This window comes from Longimicrobium sp., assembly GCF_035474595.1.
GTDB lineage: Bacteria > Gemmatimonadota > Gemmatimonadetes > Longimicrobiales > Longimicrobiaceae > Longimicrobium.
This window is the reverse complement of the sequence record NZ_DATIND010000003.1, coordinates 1-17,183: the sequence shown is the minus strand read 5'-3', so window position 1 is coordinate 17,183 and position 17,183 is coordinate 1. Positions and strand designations below refer to the sequence as shown.

At 69.9% G+C, this 17,183-nt stretch carries 19 protein-coding genes; 10 read left to right on the top strand and 9 right to left on the bottom strand.

Going from position 1 to position 17,183, the window contains the following annotated elements; genetic code table 11:
* Positions 1–149: 149 nt before the first annotated feature.
* Positions 150–2,957 carry a patatin-like phospholipase family protein gene (locus VLK66_RS00590; protein ID WP_325307026.1) on the bottom strand — a complete coding sequence of 936 codons (2,808 nt, stop codon included), beginning with the start codon at positions 2,955–2,957 and terminating at the stop codon, positions 150–152.
* Between the two features lie 651 nt (positions 2,958–3,608).
* On the bottom strand, positions 3,609–4,292 hold the full coding sequence (locus VLK66_RS00585; protein ID WP_325307025.1) for a B3/B4 domain-containing protein: 684 nt from the start codon (positions 4,290–4,292) through the stop codon (positions 3,609–3,611).
* Positions 4,293–4,399: 107 nt separating this feature from the next.
* Here VLK66_RS00585 and VLK66_RS00580 point away from each other — a divergent pair, with 107 nt between their 5' ends.
* On the top strand, positions 4,400–5,554 hold the full coding sequence (locus VLK66_RS00580; RefSeq protein ID WP_325307051.1) for an aminotransferase class V-fold PLP-dependent enzyme: 1,155 nt from the start codon (positions 4,400–4,402) through the stop codon (positions 5,552–5,554).
* Between the two features lie 245 nt (positions 5,555–5,799).
* On the opposite strand, the gene VLK66_RS00575 is transcribed toward VLK66_RS00580, so the two are convergent.
* From VLK66_RS00575 to VLK66_RS00550, 6 genes are read right to left on the bottom strand one after another with little or no spacing between them, the layout of a single operon-like run.
* Positions 5,800–6,003 carry a hypothetical protein gene (locus VLK66_RS00575; protein WP_325307024.1) on the bottom strand — a complete coding sequence of 68 codons (204 nt, stop codon included), beginning with the start codon at positions 6,001–6,003 and terminating at the stop codon, positions 5,800–5,802.
* A 31-nt stretch (positions 6,004–6,034) separates the two neighbouring features.
* A complete protein-coding gene (locus tag VLK66_RS00570) occupies positions 6,035–6,202 on the bottom strand; it encodes a hypothetical protein (protein ID WP_325307023.1) in 168 nt (55 codons plus the stop codon).
* Between the two features lies 1 nt (position 6,203).
* Complete coding sequence (locus tag VLK66_RS00565; protein ID WP_325307022.1) at positions 6,204–6,407, bottom strand: hypothetical protein; 204 nt, start codon at positions 6,405–6,407, stop codon at positions 6,204–6,206.
* Between the two features lie 48 nt (positions 6,408–6,455).
* Positions 6,456–6,653 carry a hypothetical protein gene (locus VLK66_RS00560; RefSeq protein WP_325307020.1) on the bottom strand — a complete coding sequence of 66 codons (198 nt, stop codon included), beginning with the start codon at positions 6,651–6,653 and terminating at the stop codon, positions 6,456–6,458.
* A 25-nt stretch (positions 6,654–6,678) separates the two neighbouring features.
* Positions 6,679–6,879: a hypothetical protein gene (locus VLK66_RS00555; protein WP_325307019.1), complete on the bottom strand. Its 201-nt coding sequence runs from the start codon at positions 6,877–6,879 to the stop codon at positions 6,679–6,681.
* 19 nt (positions 6,880–6,898) lie between these two features.
* Positions 6,899–7,081: a hypothetical protein gene (locus VLK66_RS00550; protein ID WP_325307017.1), complete on the bottom strand. Its 183-nt coding sequence runs from the start codon at positions 7,079–7,081 to the stop codon at positions 6,899–6,901.
* Between the two features lie 293 nt (positions 7,082–7,374).
* On the opposite strand from VLK66_RS00550, the gene VLK66_RS00545 reads away from it, so the two are divergent.
* A complete protein-coding gene (locus VLK66_RS00545; RefSeq protein WP_325307015.1) occupies positions 7,375–7,830 on the top strand; it encodes an NYN domain-containing protein in 456 nt (151 codons plus the stop codon).
* Positions 7,831–8,210: 380 nt separating this feature from the next.
* Here the strand turns inward: VLK66_RS00545 and VLK66_RS00540 are convergent, their stop codons facing one another.
* Complete coding sequence (locus tag VLK66_RS00540; RefSeq protein WP_325307013.1) at positions 8,211–9,302, bottom strand: IS5 family transposase; 1,092 nt, start codon at positions 9,300–9,302, stop codon at positions 8,211–8,213.
* Between the two features lie 308 nt (positions 9,303–9,610).
* Between VLK66_RS00540 and VLK66_RS00535 the strand changes: the two genes are divergently transcribed.
* The 8 genes from VLK66_RS00535 to guaB all read left to right on the top strand — a co-directional run bounded on the left by VLK66_RS00535 (position 9,611) and on the right by guaB (position 17,124).
* Positions 9,611–10,234, top strand: a complete 624-nt coding sequence (locus VLK66_RS00535; protein WP_414676441.1) for a thymidine kinase — start codon at positions 9,611–9,613, stop codon at positions 10,232–10,234.
* An 860-nt stretch (positions 10,235–11,094) separates the two neighbouring features.
* A complete protein-coding gene (locus VLK66_RS00530; protein WP_325307011.1) occupies positions 11,095–11,619 on the top strand; it encodes a hypothetical protein in 525 nt (174 codons plus the stop codon).
* Between the two features lie 85 nt (positions 11,620–11,704).
* Positions 11,705–12,373: a hypothetical protein gene (locus tag VLK66_RS00525; RefSeq protein ID WP_325307010.1), complete on the top strand. Its 669-nt coding sequence runs from the start codon at positions 11,705–11,707 to the stop codon at positions 12,371–12,373.
* Positions 12,374–12,488: 115 nt separating this feature from the next.
* A complete protein-coding gene (locus tag VLK66_RS00520) occupies positions 12,489–12,872 on the top strand; it encodes a hypothetical protein (protein ID WP_325307009.1) in 384 nt (127 codons plus the stop codon).
* A gap of 35 nt (positions 12,873–12,907) precedes the next feature.
* A complete protein-coding gene (locus VLK66_RS00515; protein ID WP_325307008.1) occupies positions 12,908–13,474 on the top strand; it encodes a YkvA family protein in 567 nt (188 codons plus the stop codon).
* Positions 13,475–14,137: 663 nt separating this feature from the next.
* Complete coding sequence (locus VLK66_RS00510) at positions 14,138–14,713, top strand: hypothetical protein (protein ID WP_325307006.1); 576 nt, start codon at positions 14,138–14,140, stop codon at positions 14,711–14,713.
* A 188-nt stretch (positions 14,714–14,901) separates the two neighbouring features.
* Positions 14,902–15,435 carry a hypothetical protein gene (locus VLK66_RS00505; RefSeq protein WP_325307005.1) on the top strand — a complete coding sequence of 178 codons (534 nt, stop codon included), beginning with the start codon at positions 14,902–14,904 and terminating at the stop codon, positions 15,433–15,435.
* A gap of 222 nt (positions 15,436–15,657) precedes the next feature.
* Positions 15,658–17,124 (top strand): IMP dehydrogenase, encoded by a 1,467-nt coding sequence (gene guaB, locus VLK66_RS00500; protein ID WP_414676440.1) that lies wholly within the window; start codon positions 15,658–15,660, stop codon positions 17,122–17,124.
* Positions 17,125–17,183: the final 59 nt, after the last annotated feature.

Sequence of the window (17,183 nt, the reverse complement as noted above, 5' to 3'; positions counted from 1 at the left end):
TGACGATCAGCCGGCGGATGAAATGCTCGCCATCATGCCATCTGCCTTGCTCTGTATCAACCGCGTCTCTCGTGGACCTTCCCGTCTCCCGCGTGGCCGATTAGAAGCGCCATCACACCGTGCTCGCTGCTCGACGGATCGCGCGGAGATCAGGGCGCGGGGACGCGCGCCTTCAGATATCCATCGACGGCGCGGAAGAAGGCGGGGAGGTCGCCGCCCTGGAAGCCGTCGGCGATCTGGGTGAGCGCGTGCAGGCCGAGCGCGCGGTAGCTCTCGAACTGCGACTCGTCGAACCACTGGTCGGCGGTGGACTCGTGCGGGAAGAGCGGCGACGCGCCGGCGTACGACCACACGTCGTACGGCACCGGCTTGCCGCGCCCGTACAGCGCCGGCTTCACGTACAGCAGCACGCCGTCCGCCGCGTCCTCGCCGTCCACCTCGGAGTAGCGGATGCGCGCCCTGGCGCAGAACATCCCCGTCGGCAGGTCTTCGCGCGGGGAGATGTGGATGCGCTCCTCGAAGTCGATGGGGATGCGGAAGTCGATGCGGATCTTGCGGATGGCGTTCCCCAGGTCGTCGAAGGTGGCCTTGGGGTCCTGCCCGGCGTCGCTCACCACCACGTAGCGGCAGCGCCGCAGCACCATCTCGTAGACCCCCAGGTTCTCGAAGTGGCCGCCGTCGGAGAGGTTCACGTAGCGGCTCTTCGAGTCGGTGCGGCCGAACAGCTCGGAGAGGATGGGGCGGAGCGCCCACACCGGGCCGGGGAAGCGGAAGGTGCGGTTCCCCGCGCTCCCCGTGTTCCCCAGCCACGCCCCCAGACGCGCGTTCAGCAGGGTGAGCAGGAAGGTGACGGCGGGCGAGGAGTGGTACCCCATGTTGGGGTTCGCCGCGGCGCCCGAGATGGCCACCGCGCTCCCCAGCCGGATCCCGCCGGCATAGTCCTCGGAGCGGCGGTAGCCGTCGTAGAAGTTCCCGCAGAAGAGCGGCGACATGGAGAACGACTCGGCCTTGCGCTGCTGCCAGGCCAGGCTCTCTCCGCCGCGCACCAGGTTCAGCGCCGCGTTGATGACCGGGAGCGGCCGCTCGTCGCGGCACTCGTGCAGGGGAACGTCGTCGTGCGGGTCGAAGCCGGTGAAGGTGTCCGGGTCGCGGCTGGTGTTCGACGCGCCCAGGTACGCCCGCACCAGGCGGTTGCGGTACATCGCCTGAAGGGAGAAGCGGTTCACGTTCACCGCCCACGCCATCAGCGCGCCGAACCCGAACAGCCCCGCCATCATCACCGCGAACGCCACGATCTGGTCGAACGAGACCACGCCCAGGCTGCCGGAGAAGCTGCGGGGGATGCCGAGGAGATCGGGGTTGCCGGTGAACACGCGTCCCAGGGCGACCGTTCCCAGCGCCAGCAGGACGACGATGCAGGCGCAGAAGAGCGGGACCGCGACCGTCAGCGCCATCTCCTTCGTCCTGGAGCCCTCGGTGTCGTCGCGCCGCCCCGACATCGTCTTGCCGCTCTTGCCCAGCAGCGCCACGGCCGCGCCGGAGATCCCGCCCATGGCCGCGATCCACGCCGTCAGGCGCTCCAGCAGCGGCGTGGCGGCCAGCACCAGCAGGCTGGACACGAGCCAGATCAGCGCGGCGATCAGCACCCACCCCGAGAGCCGGGCCCACCACTCGCGGTCCATGTCGCCCAGCCCGTACCGGTCGCGGCCGCCGGGCTGGCTCGCGCGCCTCCGGCGCTTCTCGCCCACGCTGCCGATCCCCACGAAGATCGTCTTGGCCAGCAGGTGCACCGCGAGAACGGCGGGAACGGCGAGGGAGACGAAGAGCGCGGGATGCGCGGCCAGCCACGCGGACGCGCCCCGGTGCAGCGAGACGAGCAGAATGGCCGCCACCGATCCGGACCCCACGAGCGCCACGAGCTCGGGGAGGAAGGGCCGCCCCGAGCGCGAGCCCAGCCGGAAGCGGAGCCCGGACACGGCCCAGGCGATCAGCGGGCTGAACAGGAGCCAGACGAAGGCGTAGTCGAGCACCGCCTCGCTCTCCGCCGGCGCTCCGTTGGGGGCCGTGGCCCAGATCACGGCGGTCACGGTGACCAGGCACGAGGCCCAGAGCGGCGCCAGCGCGGCCGATACCACGCTCCAGCGCCGCCGCTTCGGCACCGTGGAAGGCGTCATGGTAGCCGCCGGCACACCGCCCTGGTCGGACTCCTCGCGCAGCCGCGAGGAGCGGATCCAGAACGCGGCCAGGTCGGCCACGAACCCCAGCGCCAGCCCCAGCACCACCATCCACGTGAGGTCGGCAGGGCGCGGCTTCACCTGCACCACCAGCAGGCACAGCTGGGGAAGGGCGACCAGGGCGGCCAGCACCGGGAGGAGCACCAGCCAGTTCAGCAGCAGGTTGCGGACGATGATGGCCACCGCCGTCCACAGGTCCACCGACACGGCGCCCACGCGCGGGGTCAGGAAGTTCGAGAACTCGCGCAGGTGGTCCAGCGGCTTGGGCTCGGGCGCCAGCGGGCGCGGCGGCGGGTCCTTCTCGGAAAGCTCGCGGAACACCTCGGCCTGGGGGGTGCGGCGGCGCCACGCGGCCAGCCACCCGGAGATGTACCCGCCGCCCGAGACCGACGAGATGTAGTCGAACTTCCCCAGCACGCCGAACCGGGCCAGCGCCTGCAGCACGCCCAGGTTGAAGGTGGCGCTGCGGATCCCGCCGCCCGAGAAGCAGAGCGCGGAGAGCGGCCGGTGCGCTTCGTCGCGCCCGTCCAGCTGCTGGTCCACCTCGGTGTAGATCGCGCGAAGGTTCGCGGCGCGGCGGTCGCGCGAGGCATCCGATCCGTCGCCGAACCCTTCCGCCGGGAAATCGTCGAACGGGCCGGGGCCGTCCTTCCCCGGGCGGAGCGCCTGCAGCTCCGCGAGGTAGGCTTCGTTGAACGAGAACGGGGTGTCGGGGGCGGGCATGGCGGGGCTCGGGTCGGAGGAGGTCGGCCGCGGACCAGGTCGGGGCGATGACTCGCGCTGCGGGCGCGGATCACGTCGGCCGCGTCGAATGACTTCGGAGTTGCTGAGCTGGAGCGGCCCGGGATGATGGGCTGGGAATCGCCGGGCTTGTGGGAGCGCCCCGCCGGGTGTCGAGGCGGGCGACTGGAGGATTAGAGGGACGACGGGCCGATGTGTTTTGATCCGGAATCGACGCGAACCATCTCCGGCCATGTTAGATGCGACAATGTCAAAGTGCAAGCCCGATTCTGTTTGTTTTGGCCTCGGGCCCGTGCCTGTCCGCCTTCGGTAAATCCCCATCCGCCTTTGAAGTCGGCAGACCGGCCGTGGTTCGCGGGAGATGCGGCTTCCGCGCGAAATGTGAGCGGGGCGAGGGGGATGAGGAACGGACCTGGCTGATCGAAAGGTCGTCGACAAAATCGAATCTCCCGCTGGCTATGAACCAGTCTCCTCATCTCCGCGTCTCCCCAACGGCGATTTCTCACGCGGAGACGCGGAGACGCGGGGAACCTCGTGCCGTGACGAAACCTCCGCGCCTCCGCGTCTCCGCGTGAGATCCAACGATATAGCGGTCGAGCGACGGTAGAGTCGACGGGACTTTTGTGCACGTACTTAGATGCCCGCGAACCACGTCTCGACGTCGTTCGCGGCGCGGTGGCGGCGGAGGAGGGAAGCGAGCATCTCCATCGCAGGCTCCAGCTCCGCGCGGCCGGTGACGCCGAAGACGACGGCGACGACCTGGCGCGTGTCGCCCGTCACCATCGTGCGGCGGCTGTCGCTGGTGGGGCTGCCGAACGGGCCGCCGGCGTCGGCCAGCACGGGAAGCCCGTCCAGGTTCAGCTGCTCCTTGCCGATGCCGTCGTACGCCTCGCCCGGCGCGCCCCGGCGCAGGATGACGGGCGGCCGCACCTTCGCCGCGTCGTACAGGCCGATGGGAAGGAGCGTGCGCAGCGAGACGAGGTTGATGACGTCGACCACGTTGTGGATGCGGTACAGCTCCTTCCCCGCGCGCGACCTCCGCAGCAGCGCCTCGGGCGAGCCGCGGTAGCGCGACGGGTCCTTGCCCAGGCGCCGGTACAGCTCGCGCGTGGCGGCGATCGCCGGCCGCGCGGCGGGCTCGGCCGGGTCCGCGGCGGCCTCGCGCGCCGCCTCCCGCATCTCTGCCCAGAGCGCGTCGCCGCCGGGCTCCGTCCGCACCCCGGCACGCGCGCAGCCCAGGACGAGCCCGGGCGCGGCGTCCGCGATCCGCGCGTCGATCGTGATCTCCATCATCCGCATCCCCCTGAAGAATTTCACGCGTGAAATCTGCGGTTCATCCCCGCGCCAACGCCAGCCGGGATTGCAGCGGGGCGGGGGAAGGCGGAGATTCACGCATCTCCATTCCCCATCTCCCGGTGACGAAGATGCTGAGCTGCCAGCGCGAGCTGTTCCATCTCCCCGACGGGCTGCACTACCTGAACTGCGCGTACATGGGGCCGCTGCTGAGATCCGTCGAGGAGGCGGGGATCGCGGCGGTCCGGCGGCGGCGCGATCCGGGCGCGCTGGTGCCGCGGGACTGGTTCACCGGCACCGCCCGGGCGCGGGAGCTGTTCGCGCAACTGGTGGGGTGCGACGCGGCGCGCGTGGCCATCTCGCCCGGCGTGTCGTACGCGGCGGCGACGGTCGCGCGCAACCTGGAGCTGCGCGCGGAGCAGAACGTGGTCGTCGCGCGGGGGCAGTTTCCCAGCAACGTCTACGCGTGGCGGCGGATGTGCGACGGTGCCGGCGCGCGGCTGCGGACCATCGATCCGCCCGACGCTCCCGACGGCCGCGGCGAGGGATGGAACGCGCGGCTGCTGGAGGCCATCAACGGCGATACGGCGCTGGTGGCGCTCGGCAACGTGCACTGGGCCGACGGGACGCGCTTCGACCTGGTGCGCATCGCGCGCCGCGCGCGGGAGGTGGGCGCGCTGCTGTTCGTGGACGGCACGCAGTCCGTCGGCGCGATGCCGTTCGACGCCGGCGCCATCCGGCCGGACGTGCTGGTGTGCGCCGGGTACAAGTGGCTGCTGGGGCCGTACTCGCTGGGGCTGGCGTACTTCGGCGAGCGCTGCGACCGGTGGGTGCCGCTGGAGGAGACGTGGCTGGGGCGGATGGGAAGCGAGGACTTCACCCGGCTGGTGGACTACGCGGACGAGTACCAGCCCGGCGCCGCGCGCTTTGACGTGAGCGAGCGCAGCAACTTCGTGCTGATGCCGATGCTGATCGCCGCGCTGGAGCAGATCGTGGCGTGGGGCCCGGCGAACGTGCAGGACTACTGCCGCGAGCTGACGCACGGCCTGATCACCGAGGCGCGCGGGCTGGGGTGGCGGGTGGAGGACGAGCCGTGGCGCGGCGCGCACCTGTTCGGCCTGCGCGCGCCCGCCGGCGCGGACGCGGCGCGGCTGCAGGCGGCGCTGGCCGAGCGGCGCGTCTCCGTCTCGCTGCGGGGCGACGCGGTGCGCGTGGCGCCGAACGTGTACAACACGGCGGAGGACTGCGCCGCGCTGGCCGAGGCGCTGCGGGCGGCCGCGGGGTGAAACCGGGTGCGGAGGAAATACTCCGGGTGATTCCGCCCGGCGTCCGAACCGGGACCCGTTCGCGGGCTGGCCTCCTCACCGGCGACTGAAGGCGCAGCGGCGCAGCAACAACCACGGGAAGCCTCGCAAACTGCGCGAGGCTGTTCGGCTCGGCAGCCGGATCAAATGCCAGGAGCAAGCTCCCGATCGAACCATTCGCAGAGCTACGCAGGGCCGCGCTCCGTCGGGAGCGCGGCCCGTTCATGTCAGCAGGTGTCGCTCACGCAGCCGCACTGCGAGACGACGCGGCTGGGGCAGAAGATGATGTTCGTCTGGCAGTCGCCGCCCGTCACGGGGCAGGTGGTCTGGGTCGGCGCGTGCGCCGCGACCGTTCCCCGCGCGCCATCGGCCGCCGGGATGGGGAACGAGTCCACCGCGAGCGCGTGCAGGTCCAGCGTCAGCTTGCGCATGAAATCTCCATCTCCCCGAAAGCGGTTTCCGTCAGCAGTTCCGGAAGGTGTCCTGCGTCAGGCACTCGTTCACCGGCAGCGTGTTCACGCACAGCGGCGTGGCGGCGAGCTCGTGCGCGGTGACGGCGGCGGGCGAACCCGGCGCCGTCGCGAACGACTCCACCGCCAGCCGGGCGAGGTCCAGCTTCATCGGGCGCATCTCATCCCTCCCGCTGCTCTTCGGCCGCGCAGGTGAGGCAGGTGGCAGCCCAGGTGGGGCAGGTGGGCGTGGGGCAGCGGTACGTCTCCGTCCCCGTCAGGTGGCTTTCGTGGCCGCGCATGGTGCCGCGGATCGCGGCGGTGCCGCTGCCGGTGGCGAACGAGGCGACCGCGAGCGCGTCCACGTCGAGCTTCAGCTTCTGCATCTTTTCCCGTCCATCCAGGGTTTCCGCGTTCGTCCGGGGCTCCCTTCGCTACCCGGCGATCGTGCAGGTGGGGCAGCTGGCGGCCGACGTGGGGCAGGTGTAGGTCTCCGTGCCCGTGAGGCAGCGCTGGGTGATCACTTCCTCGTCGTGCCCGCGCATCGTGCCGCGGCTGGCGATCTTCGCGCGCTCGCCGGTGGTGAAAGTGGCGACCGCGAGCGTGTCCATCTTCAGCTTCAGCTTCTTCATCGGTCCCTCCAGTCCGTGTGTCGGATCAGCCGGTGCACGTGGTTCCCGTGCACTGCGGCGCGAACACCGTCTCGCAGAAGAGCGGGACCGTGGCGCAGTGGTTGGTCGGGCACGCGTCCGTGGCGGCGAAGGCGCGCATCGTCCCGCGCGTGGAGACGGCGCGGCCGCGCGCGGTGGCGAACGACTCCACCCGCACCGCGTCCAGCTCCAGCCTCAGCTTCTTCATCGTCCTCTCCCGGTTGCGGTTACGCCTCCGGCACGAAGGCCGTGGGCGGGGTGCAGTACTGCGTGGGGCAGGTGTCGATGGTGAGCAGGTTGCAGGGCAGCCCGGACGCGGCGTGCGCCCGCACCGTTCCGCGCGCGGGGGCCGCCGCGTCCGAGGTGGCGAACGATTCGACGTGAAGCGTTTCGAGGCAGAGCTTCTTCATCGTTCCTCTCCCGTGGTCATCCGGGTTCCCGTCGGGCCGGCAGTGTCGCCGCGGCTTCCCGCCGCGGCGCGTCCGGAGCGCTGCAAGTGCAATACCGCCAGAGGGTTGACGGAGCCGATGCAGGCCGGGCTCCGTGGGATTTCGCATCCTCCGCCCGCCCCTCCGTCACCGGGGTGGAGATGGAGAGGCGTTGCGGGAGATGGGGGAGAGAAGAAGATGAAGCTGGCGGCGTACGGAGATGGCACCGGGCCTGCGTACCTTCGCGCGCGAACCCACCCGGACGGAGACGGAGCATGCCGGAGCACGCGCAGGACAGCCACACCCCCAAGGTCACGCAGCGGCAGGAGCGCTCGGGCAAGGCGCTCGTGGACGGCTCGAACGTGGCGCACAGCAGCGAGGGCGAGCGGGGCCGCCTGCGCAACATCGAGCTGGTGGTGGAGAAGCTGAGGGAGGATGGGTTCGATCCCATCGTGGTTTCCGACGCCGCGCTCCGGCACCAGATCGACGAGACCGACAAGTACGAGGCGCTGATCGACGCCGGCCAGATCCGCCAGGCGCCCGCCGGAACGGACGCGGACTACTTCATCCTCGCCTTCGCCCGCGAGCTGGACGCGAACATCGTCTCCAACGACCGCTTCCGCGACCGGCTGGAGAGCTTCCCCGACGCGCAGGACCGCATCATCCGCTACATGATCGTGGAGGACGAGGTGGTGTTCGAAAAGCGCAACCGCCGGCGTCGGAAGCAATGAGAAGTACGTGAGTGCGGAAGTGCGTGAGTGCGTGAGTGTGCTAGAGGACGGAGGCGCGGTTTCCACGCATTGCTGCCCCCACCCCGCGCCGGAGGGCGCGACCCTCCCCCGTTCCGGTGGAGGGTGGCTCCCATGCCATCCGCGCGACAGGCCCACATGGCTCACGCCGATGGCGGAGGCGGCGCAAGCGTCCGCCGAGCAACCTCGCCCGGTACGGGAGAGGTGGACGGCCTAACAGGATGCTAAAAAACAGTGCTTGGGCTTCGCCCGACTCCTCAAACCGGGGGTCGTCAGCAGGCCCAGCGTCCAGGGGAGCTCCGGGCGTGCCGTTTCGTCCTGTTTCGCACCGGAATCGGTGCGCGGAAGCGTCTCAGCGCGGATCACGGGCACACTCCGGCCGCGATGAGGGTGCGCAGCCTCACCAGGTTGTACGCCGCCGAGGTGAAGGCGTAGACCCAGCCGACCAGCTTCTTGCCGCGGTGGCGCAGCTTGTCCAGCAGGCCCACGGTCTTGTCCCAGCCGAATCCCTGCTCGACCAGCTTGCGCTTGCGCTGGCTCACCGCGTATCCCGCATGCCGCGTGGTCCGCGAATCGATCGCGCTGCCCCGCTGATCGTTGATGTTCTGCGCCACGTGCGGCGTGAAGCCCTGCTCCCGGCAGCCTCGCACGAAGTCCTTCGTGTCGTACAGCTTGTCCGCCCCCAGCGTGCGCCGACGCTTCTTCTTCGGCAGGCGGTCCAGCATCGCGAGCGCGCTGTCGCATTCCGCCGTCCCGGTCGCGTGCTCCACCTCGGTGTCGACGATCAGCCCGTGGCGGTTCTCCATGAGCGCGCTCGCCGTGTAGGCCAGCTTCGCCGCGGTGTTGCCCTTCTTCGCCAGCCGGGCGTCGGGATCGGTCGTGGAACGGTGCGTCGCGTTGCCGCGCTTCTCGCCCCGGAAGTTCACCTCCGGGTTGCGGCCCCCGGGCTTCGCGTCCGGCGGCTCGTCGATCGGCCGAAAGCTCTTCTGGCTGGCCCACGCCTCCAGCAGGGTGCCGTCGACGGTGAAGTGGTCGTCCGACAGCAGCTTCCGGCTGCGCGCCTGTTCAACCACGGCGTGGAAGAACGCGTGCGCGACCTCGGCTTCCAGCAACCGGTCGCGGTTGACCGTGAACGTCTCCGGGACCCACACCTCGTCGTCGATCCCGAGTCCGACGAACCAGCGGAAGAGCAGGTTGTAGTCGAGCTGCTCCATCAGCAGGCGCTCGCTTCGCACCGAGTACAGAATCTGGATCAGCAGCGCCCGCAGGAGCTGCTCCGGCGGTACGCTCGGCCGTCCGCCGCGGGCGTACATCGTGTCGAATCGTGGCGAGAGCTGCCGAAGCACCGCGTCCACAAGCTTTTTCACGATGCGCAACGGGTGATCCCGCGGAATCCGCGTCTCGATGTTCACGTAGCTGAACATCACCCGCTGCTCTGGTTCGCGTCCGCGCATCCATGCTCCCGGCCGAAGGTTACGGCAATTTACAGCCGTGCCGCTTCGACCGAAAGTGTACATTGCGATTTTTAGCAGCCTGCTAAGCCGGCCGGAGAGGGCGCGCGGCCGGACGACGCACCTCGAACTCCCCGTACGCTCCCGTATCCGGTTGCCCGCGCCGGGGCGCGCGGCTAACTTTCCGCGTCACCAACACGCCAGTTCCGCAGGGCTCCGCGGGCCACAAACTCCGCAGCAGCATCCCCTTGAGAGACGTTACGCTCTACCAGGGCGACGGCCAGGGCTGGATCGAGGTCATCACCGGCGTGATGTTCTCGGGCAAGTCCGAAGAGCTGATCCGCCGCGTGCGGCGCGCGCTGATCGCCCGCCGCCGCGTGCAGGTGTTCAAGTCCGCCCTCGACGACCGATACCACGGCATCGGCCACGTCAGCTCGCACGACGGCACCGGCGTGGACGCCATCCCCGTGCGCAGCAGCCTGGAGGTGGCCGAGCTGGTGCACCCCGACGCGCAGGTCATCGCCGTGGACGAGGCGCAGTTCCTGGACGACGGGATCGTGGACGTGATCAGCGCGCTGGCCGACCGCGGCGCGCGGGTGATCGTGGCGGGGATCGACATGGACTTCCGCGGCGAGCCGTTCGGGCCCATGCCGCGCATCCTGGCGCTGGCCGAGGCGGTGGACAAGCTGCACGCCATCTGCATGGTCTGCGGCAACTCGGCCACGCGCAACCAGCGGCTGGTGAACGGCGAGCCGGCGCCGTACGAGAGCCCGGTGGTGCAGGTGGGCGGCCATGAGAGCTACGAGGCGCGCTGCCGCCGCTGCCACGACGTGCCCAGCGCCGGCCGCTACCAGATCGACCTGCTCACGGCGCTCCAGGCCGAGCCCGCCGAGGCGCGCGTGCTCACCATCGACAGCCTGCGCAAGCGCGCCTGAAGCACCGGCGACTGAAGCCGCAGCAACAACCACGGGAAGCCTCGCAAACTGCGCGAGGCTGTTCGGCCCGGCATCGGAGGCAGGGGAGGGGAACCGGAGGCGTTCTGCCGGCTGGAATCGAGCGGAGATACCGAGGCGGGGAGTCCGCGAAGGCGGACTTCGGGCCGTTGTTGCCGCGATTTCAGTCGCCCTTCCACGCCCACCGGCGACTGAAGAAGTCGCAGCAACCACACGAGCGCGGGAGCGGCACTGGGCCGCTGCCGCGCTTTTCGTCGTCTCCCTGCGGCGTGGATCAACAGGAGACGTAGGTGTTGCGGTAGCCGTACGACACCTGGCCGTCGCTCGATGTCTTCCTTAAAGGACTCGTTGCCGTCGCTCCGTGGGTCGGGGGAGCGTGCCCCCGGTTTTCGCAATCGCGACGGGGCCGGCCGCACGGCGGGAGTTCGCAGCCGGTGGCACGAAGGTGTCGCGCTCCGGGCGGCGAGAAGGCCCCGGGCCCGCCGACCGGCCCGGCGGCGACGATGCACGCGCGGCGCGGGCAGGATCCACCGCGCCGCGCTTCGCGTGCGATGCTCCCGCATGGCCCTTCCTCGCATCGGCTCCACCTCTCCCCATTGGTCCGGCGGGGGAGGGCGGGGAGGACCCCCGCGGTCGCAGAAGGTAACAGTTCACGACCCACTCCCCTTTTTCTCACTTTGCCGTTATCAATGATGCACGTTCCGCCACAACCGGGGATGCGCTGGCCCGATCTTCGCGTTCGGCGCGCGCCGCCGGCCCGGTAAACAGACGACGATCAGTGGAACCTCGCGCGCCTGATGAGGCGCGCCACGAAGCCCATGGGGAGCCAGGGAGCCGCAACGATGGCGAAGCGTTTCGAGGTGGAGATCACGTTCAAGCAGACGGTGCGCTACGCCGTCGACGCCGCGACCCGCAAGGCCGCGGAGGAGCTGGCGCTGGACCAGTGGAAGGACGGCGACGAGGCCAACGCCGTGGGAAGCGAGTGCTGCGACCTGGTGAACGTGAACTCGGCCGAGGTGCCGAACGAGGAAGGGTGCGCGCGCGACGCCGACAAGGCGTTCCGGTACCTGCGGGACCGCGAGCTGGTGATCGAGATGCTGGACGAGGACGCCTTCAACCCCAGCGTGCACGACGCCGTCAGCGCCGAGGACGTGGCCATCCACCTGGGATGGAGACGAAAAGACCGCGCCCCCGACACCGCCCGCGCCGGCCGCGCGCTGGACGCCCTCTGCAGGTCACGCCGCGTCGTCTGCTTCACCCGTCCCCGAGTCCGCGCCGGCGAGCGCGGCGAGATCCGCCTCTTCTGCACCCCCCAGCACCTGGAAAAGCTCACCGGCCTGCTCGAGTCCGAGCTGGCGGGGGTTTGACGCGTCCCTGCTGGGCAGCTTTCGACGTGAAGGGCCGCCGCTCGGGCGGCCTTTTGCTTAGTGCAATTTTTATGGGAGAGAACGAATGAACAACTTGTATCTGTTGGTGACTTGGCCCCGGGTGATCTGCCGAGAGTTCAAGGTCAGGACCGACTCGATCTTAGCTGGAGAGCAATTGGTCAACGATGCGATCGGGGCGCGGCTTGCTGCGATCGATGCACAGCTCCGAAGGGATCTCTCTGAACTGAATTCTGATAACGCGTTCACAAGAACTCAGTTGCACAACGATCAGGTCCAAGTGCAAGAAGAACTTCCGCAGGTATTCAGGTCTGCCCTGTTCATGCAAATCTATGCGCTGTTTGAGAAGATGCTCGGCATGTTCTCAAACCACTTCGAGGAGACCATCCCGACAGGCATCAAGGAGAAGGACCTACAGGGCTCTGGCATCGTGCGATCCCAGAAATTCCTGAAGGCAGTCTGCGGTTTACCGTTTCCAGATCAAAATCCCGCATGGGGTACGATGCGAATGCTGGGTAAGCTACGAAACGCCTACGCGCACCGCAGAGGCATGCTAGGTCCAGAGCCGGAACATCAGGTGGTGCGCCAGTTCGCGAAGAGTCACTCCCAACTGATCGCCATCCACGGTGACGAAGTTTCGCTTAAGAGTGGCTTCCTACCGTATGTTGTCGCGGAGATGCGCGAAGTCGGCGAAAGATTTGTTGCTGAATTGCACAAATCTCTGATCGATGTGTAGCGAAACACTGCCCGGTCGCCGACCGTATCTTCTACAGGCTCCATCGTCCGCCGGTTGAGGCACGGAAATCGCTCCCCCGGCATCGTCCTGATGCACCGCAAGCCCTGAATTCCCGATGCACGATCTTCTGCGCGCCCGGCTCATGCGCCACATCGAGGCGCTCCCCGAGGCGCAGGTCTACCAGGCGCTCGACTTCGTCGAGTTTCTGTCTTCGAAGTACGCGCGCGACGCCCTGCGCGAGCCCGGCGCATTCCAGAAGTTCAGCGAGCTGCTGGAAGACAAGATGCGCGGGCAGGGGCTGGCGTTCGGCACCATCAAGGGCGCGCTGGGGGTGATGGGCACCGCCGGCCGCATGGTCAGCGGCATCACCGAGGCCGGGCGCACCGTCATCCGCGAGGTGGAGAACGTCATCACCCCGCGCGACGACGAGCCGGCGCCGCCGCAGCTCCCCGGCCCCTCGCGCGACGCCGGCGGCGACCGGCGCGAGGCCGCTGGCTGACCGCACCCGATTTCCACCCGCACGTGAGGAGATGGATGGCTGACAGGAAGAGGATCCCGGTCCGCGGCCGCATGCTGGACGACGACGAGGACGAGGACGATCTCGTGGGCCCGCGCACCGGCGGGGCGCCGCGCTCCCGCGCGCGCCCGGAGCCGCGCGCCGAGCCGCGCCCCAGGCCGCGTGCGCACGCCGAGTCCCGCCCGCGTTCGCGCGGCTCGCGACGCCCCGCGCGCCGCGGAGGCGACCGCGCGTGGCTGCGCTCGGTGGTGCGCGACATCCCCAACGTGCTGAAGCTGCTGTGGGGGCTGGCGCGCGACCCGCGGGTGTCGAAGACCGACAAGGCCATCGTGGGCGCCGCGCTGGCGTACACCGCGCTCCCCGCCGACCTGATCCCCGACTGGATTCCCGTGTTGGGCGAGGTCGAGGACGTGCTCCTCATCGCCCTGGCGCTGTCGCGGCTGCTGGGCAACGCGGGCGAGGATGTGGTGCTGGACCACTGGGACGGCGACGACGAGACGCTGCACACCCTGCTCGACGCGCTGGACGGCGCCGCGGAGTACATCCCCGGCCCCATCCGCAACCTGATCGGCGGGCGGCGCTAGACTCCCGCGAAGATCCCACGACGAACCGCCGCCCGGCACTCCCGGGCGGCGGTTCTCGCATCTTTATCGCTTGCCGCTCGCTTCCCGACACAAGCCAGGCGTAATCCTTGATACCATATCCGGAAAATGAGTCTGTGCTTCCGCGCCGTCCCCGCCCGACGTCATCCTGAGGCCGGCCACACTGTCATCAGCGGCCGCACGGTAGATTGCAGGCCGAAGGATCTATAGCCGCGGCAGCACGTGCTTCCGTGAGACGCACCGCGTGCGTGACCAGCTTCGGTGGCGTTTCATCGGTGTGCGTGCGACTCAGGTTATGGATCCTTCGGCCTGCGACCATTTCCGCAGACTCGAGTTCCCTGTGGTCGGCCTCAGGATGACGTCAACGGGGCTGGCGGTCGATGTCGATCGAGCTTCCTCCGAAACAATCATAAGCCGCTGCGAATCCTCGGGTTGCGGCGGTTCGTGTCATGCGCGGTGCACTTCGGATCATCCCGGTGCAGGTGGGCCTGGGAGGGGGACCGCGCGGGGACCGCCGCCACTATCATCCTCCTGCGACGCCCGACGAGGGGCGGCGCGAACGGCCGTGCCGAGGTAAGCGACCTTCCCCACCGGAACCGCCCCCGCCGCACAGGCAGCGAGCACAACGAACCAGGGGACATGAAGATGAAGAGCATGATCCGATTCCCGCGCATGCTGGCGGCCGGCGCGGCGGTGGCCACGGCGCTGGTGCTGCACACCCCCGCCAGCGCGCAGTACCAGCAGGGGCAGCAGGGCGGCCAGCGCTGGGAGCAGGGGCAGCGCCAGGACCCTGGCCAGCGGCTGGACCGCCAGGTGTCGATGCTGACGCAGCGCCTGCGCCTGAGCTCGACTCAGGCCTCGCAGATCCGCCGTATCCTGCAGCAGCAGGACGAGCAGTTCCAGGCCTGGCGCCAGAGCCACCGCGGCGAGTTCCAGCGCGGCGGCCGCGAGCAGGGCAGCCGCCAGCAGGGCGGGTGGCAGCAGCAGCAGGGCCAGCGCGGGCAGCGGGACGGGCAGCGCCAGCGCCGGGAGCTTCCGGCCGAGCTGCAGGCCATCCGCACCCGCAGCGAGCAGCAGATCGAGCGCGTGCTGAACGACAGCCAGCGCGCCGAGTACCGCCGCCTGCAGGACGAGCGCGGCCAGTTCGCCAACGGCCAGCGCGGCGAGGGCCGCGGCCAGCGGAACGGCCGCGAGCAGGGCCGCTACGATGGCAGCCGGTAAGATGAAGTGCGAGAGTGCGAAGGTGCGAGAGTGCGAAAGTGATGCTCCGCGCACCTGAACACTGTCGATGGAGCACGGCCCCGCGCGTCGCGATGACGTGCGGGGCCGCCGCGTTGTGGCGATCGGCGGCGCGGAGGTTGCTCGCCCGTCCGGCGGAGATGCCGGTTCCACCACGACGGAGGTACTTCATGCGTCCGCTGATCGTCCTCGCCGTGCTTCTCATCGCCACCGCCGGCTCGCCGATGCGATCCGCCGCGCAGGAGATCGCGCCGGGGACGCGCGTGCGCATCTGGCTCACCCCGCAGCGCGACGTGGAGGGCTACACGCCGGCGCAGGTGCTGCGCGGCACGCTGCTGTCGGAGAGCGCGGACTCGCTGACGCTGCAGCTTCACCCCGCGACGAGCGCGGTGAGCGTCGCGCGGCTGGCGGTGCGGCGGATCGACGTGAGCCGCGGCGTGCCCAGCCGCACCGCCAGCGCGGCGCTGGGCGCGGTGGGCGGCGCGTTCGCCGGTGCGACGTACGGGCTGCTCTTCGACCCACTGGACGACCGGAGCACGGGCGAGAACGTGCTGATCGGCGCCGGCGGCGGCGCGGTGTTCGGGCTGGTGGTGGGCGCGCTCTTCCCCAGCGAACGCTGGCACCGCGTGCGCATCCCCCGCGGCGTGAGCCTTGCGCCCGCGGCGGACGGCGGGGCCGCGGTGGGCGTCCGCATCGTGAGGTGACGCGCCGGGCACGGGCGGGGCGGGATGCGAATCATCCCCCATCTCCCTGCTTCTTCGCCGTCCCGCCGCGAAGGCTAGCCCGGTTGACACTGCGCGACGCGTGGGGATAGATTTCCCCATGGAACACCCGATTCGACTGACGACGCCCGCCGTCTCCTCCCGCAAGGGAACGCGAGACCGGCGGGCGCTGCGCATTCAGGAGGCACCGTGAGCGATTCCCCCGTGCCCGCCGCACGCTTTGCCGGCGAGGGGCTGACCTTCGACGACGTGCTGCTGGTCCCGCGCCACTCGCTGGTGCACCCGTCGGAGACCAGCGTCCGCACCCGCCTGACCCGGCGGATCGACCTGGCCATCCCGCTGGTCTCGGCGGCCATGGACACGGTCACCGAGAGCCGCATGGCCATCACCATGGCCCGCGAGGGCGGCATCGGCATCATCCACAAGAACATGCCCATCGACCGGCAGGCGAAGGAGGTCGACCGGGTGAAGCGCTCGGAGAGCGGGATGATCTCCGACCCCTTCCACACGCGCCCCGACTCCACGCTGCGCCACCTGCTGGGGAAGATGGAGCAGTACGGGGTGAGCGGCGCGCCGGTGGTGGACGAGAACGACCGGGTGATCGGCATCGTCACCAACCGCGACGTGCAGTTCGAGACCGACCTGGACCGCCCGGTGCGCGAGCTGATGACGGGCGCCGACCGGCTGGTGACGGCCCCCGTGGGGACCTCGCTGGACGAGGCGGTGAAGCTGCTGCACGCGCGGCGCATCGAGAAGCTGCCGATCGTGGACGAGAACGGCGTGCTGCGCGGCCTGATCACCGTAAAGGACGTGCGCAAGCGGGCGCAGTTCCCCAACGCCTGCAAGGACGAGCAGGGCCGCCTGCGCGTGGGCGCGGCCATCGGCGTCTCCGCGCGCGACGTGGACCGGGCGCGCGCGCTGGTGCAGGCGGGGGTCGATGTGCTGGTGATCGACACCGCGCACGGCCACAGCGAGGGCGTGCTCCAGGCGGTGGGCCGGATGCGCGAGGCCTTCCCCGACGTGCAGATCATCGCCGGCAACATCGCCACCAGGGACGGGGCGGCGGCGCTGGTGGCGCGCGGGGTGGACGCGGTGAAGGTGGGCGTGGGCCCCGGCTCCATCTGCACCACGCGCGTGGTGACGGGGATCGGCGTCCCGCAGCTGACCGCGGTGCTCGAGGCGGTGGCCGGCGCCGGCGACATTCCCATCATCGCCGACGGCGGCATCAAGTACAGCGGCGACGTGGTGAAGGCGCTGGCCGCGGGCGCGCACAGCGTGATGATGGGATCGATGCTGGCGGGAACGGAGGAGAGCCCGGGAGAGAGCTTCCTGCTGGAGGGCCGGCGCTTCAAGACCATCCGGGGGATGGGGAGCCTGGGAGCGATGGCCGAGGGCTCGGCGGACCGCTACTTCCAGGACCCCAGCACCGCCGACGCGCGCAAGTTCGTCCCCGAGGGAATCGAGGGGCGCGTGCCGTACAAGGGCGCGGCGTCGGACACCATCTACCAGCTGGTGGGCGGCCTGCGCTCGGGGATGGGCTACCTGGGGTGCGCGGACATCGAGGAGCTGCGCACGCGGCCGCAGTTCATGCGCATCACCGGCGGCGGCCTGCGCGAGAGCCACCCGCACGACGTGACGATCACGCGCGAGGCGCCGAACTACCACGCGTGAACCGAAGTGCGTGAGTGCGGAAGTGCGGAAGTGCGTTGGGTCCGCGCGAAACCAGCGCA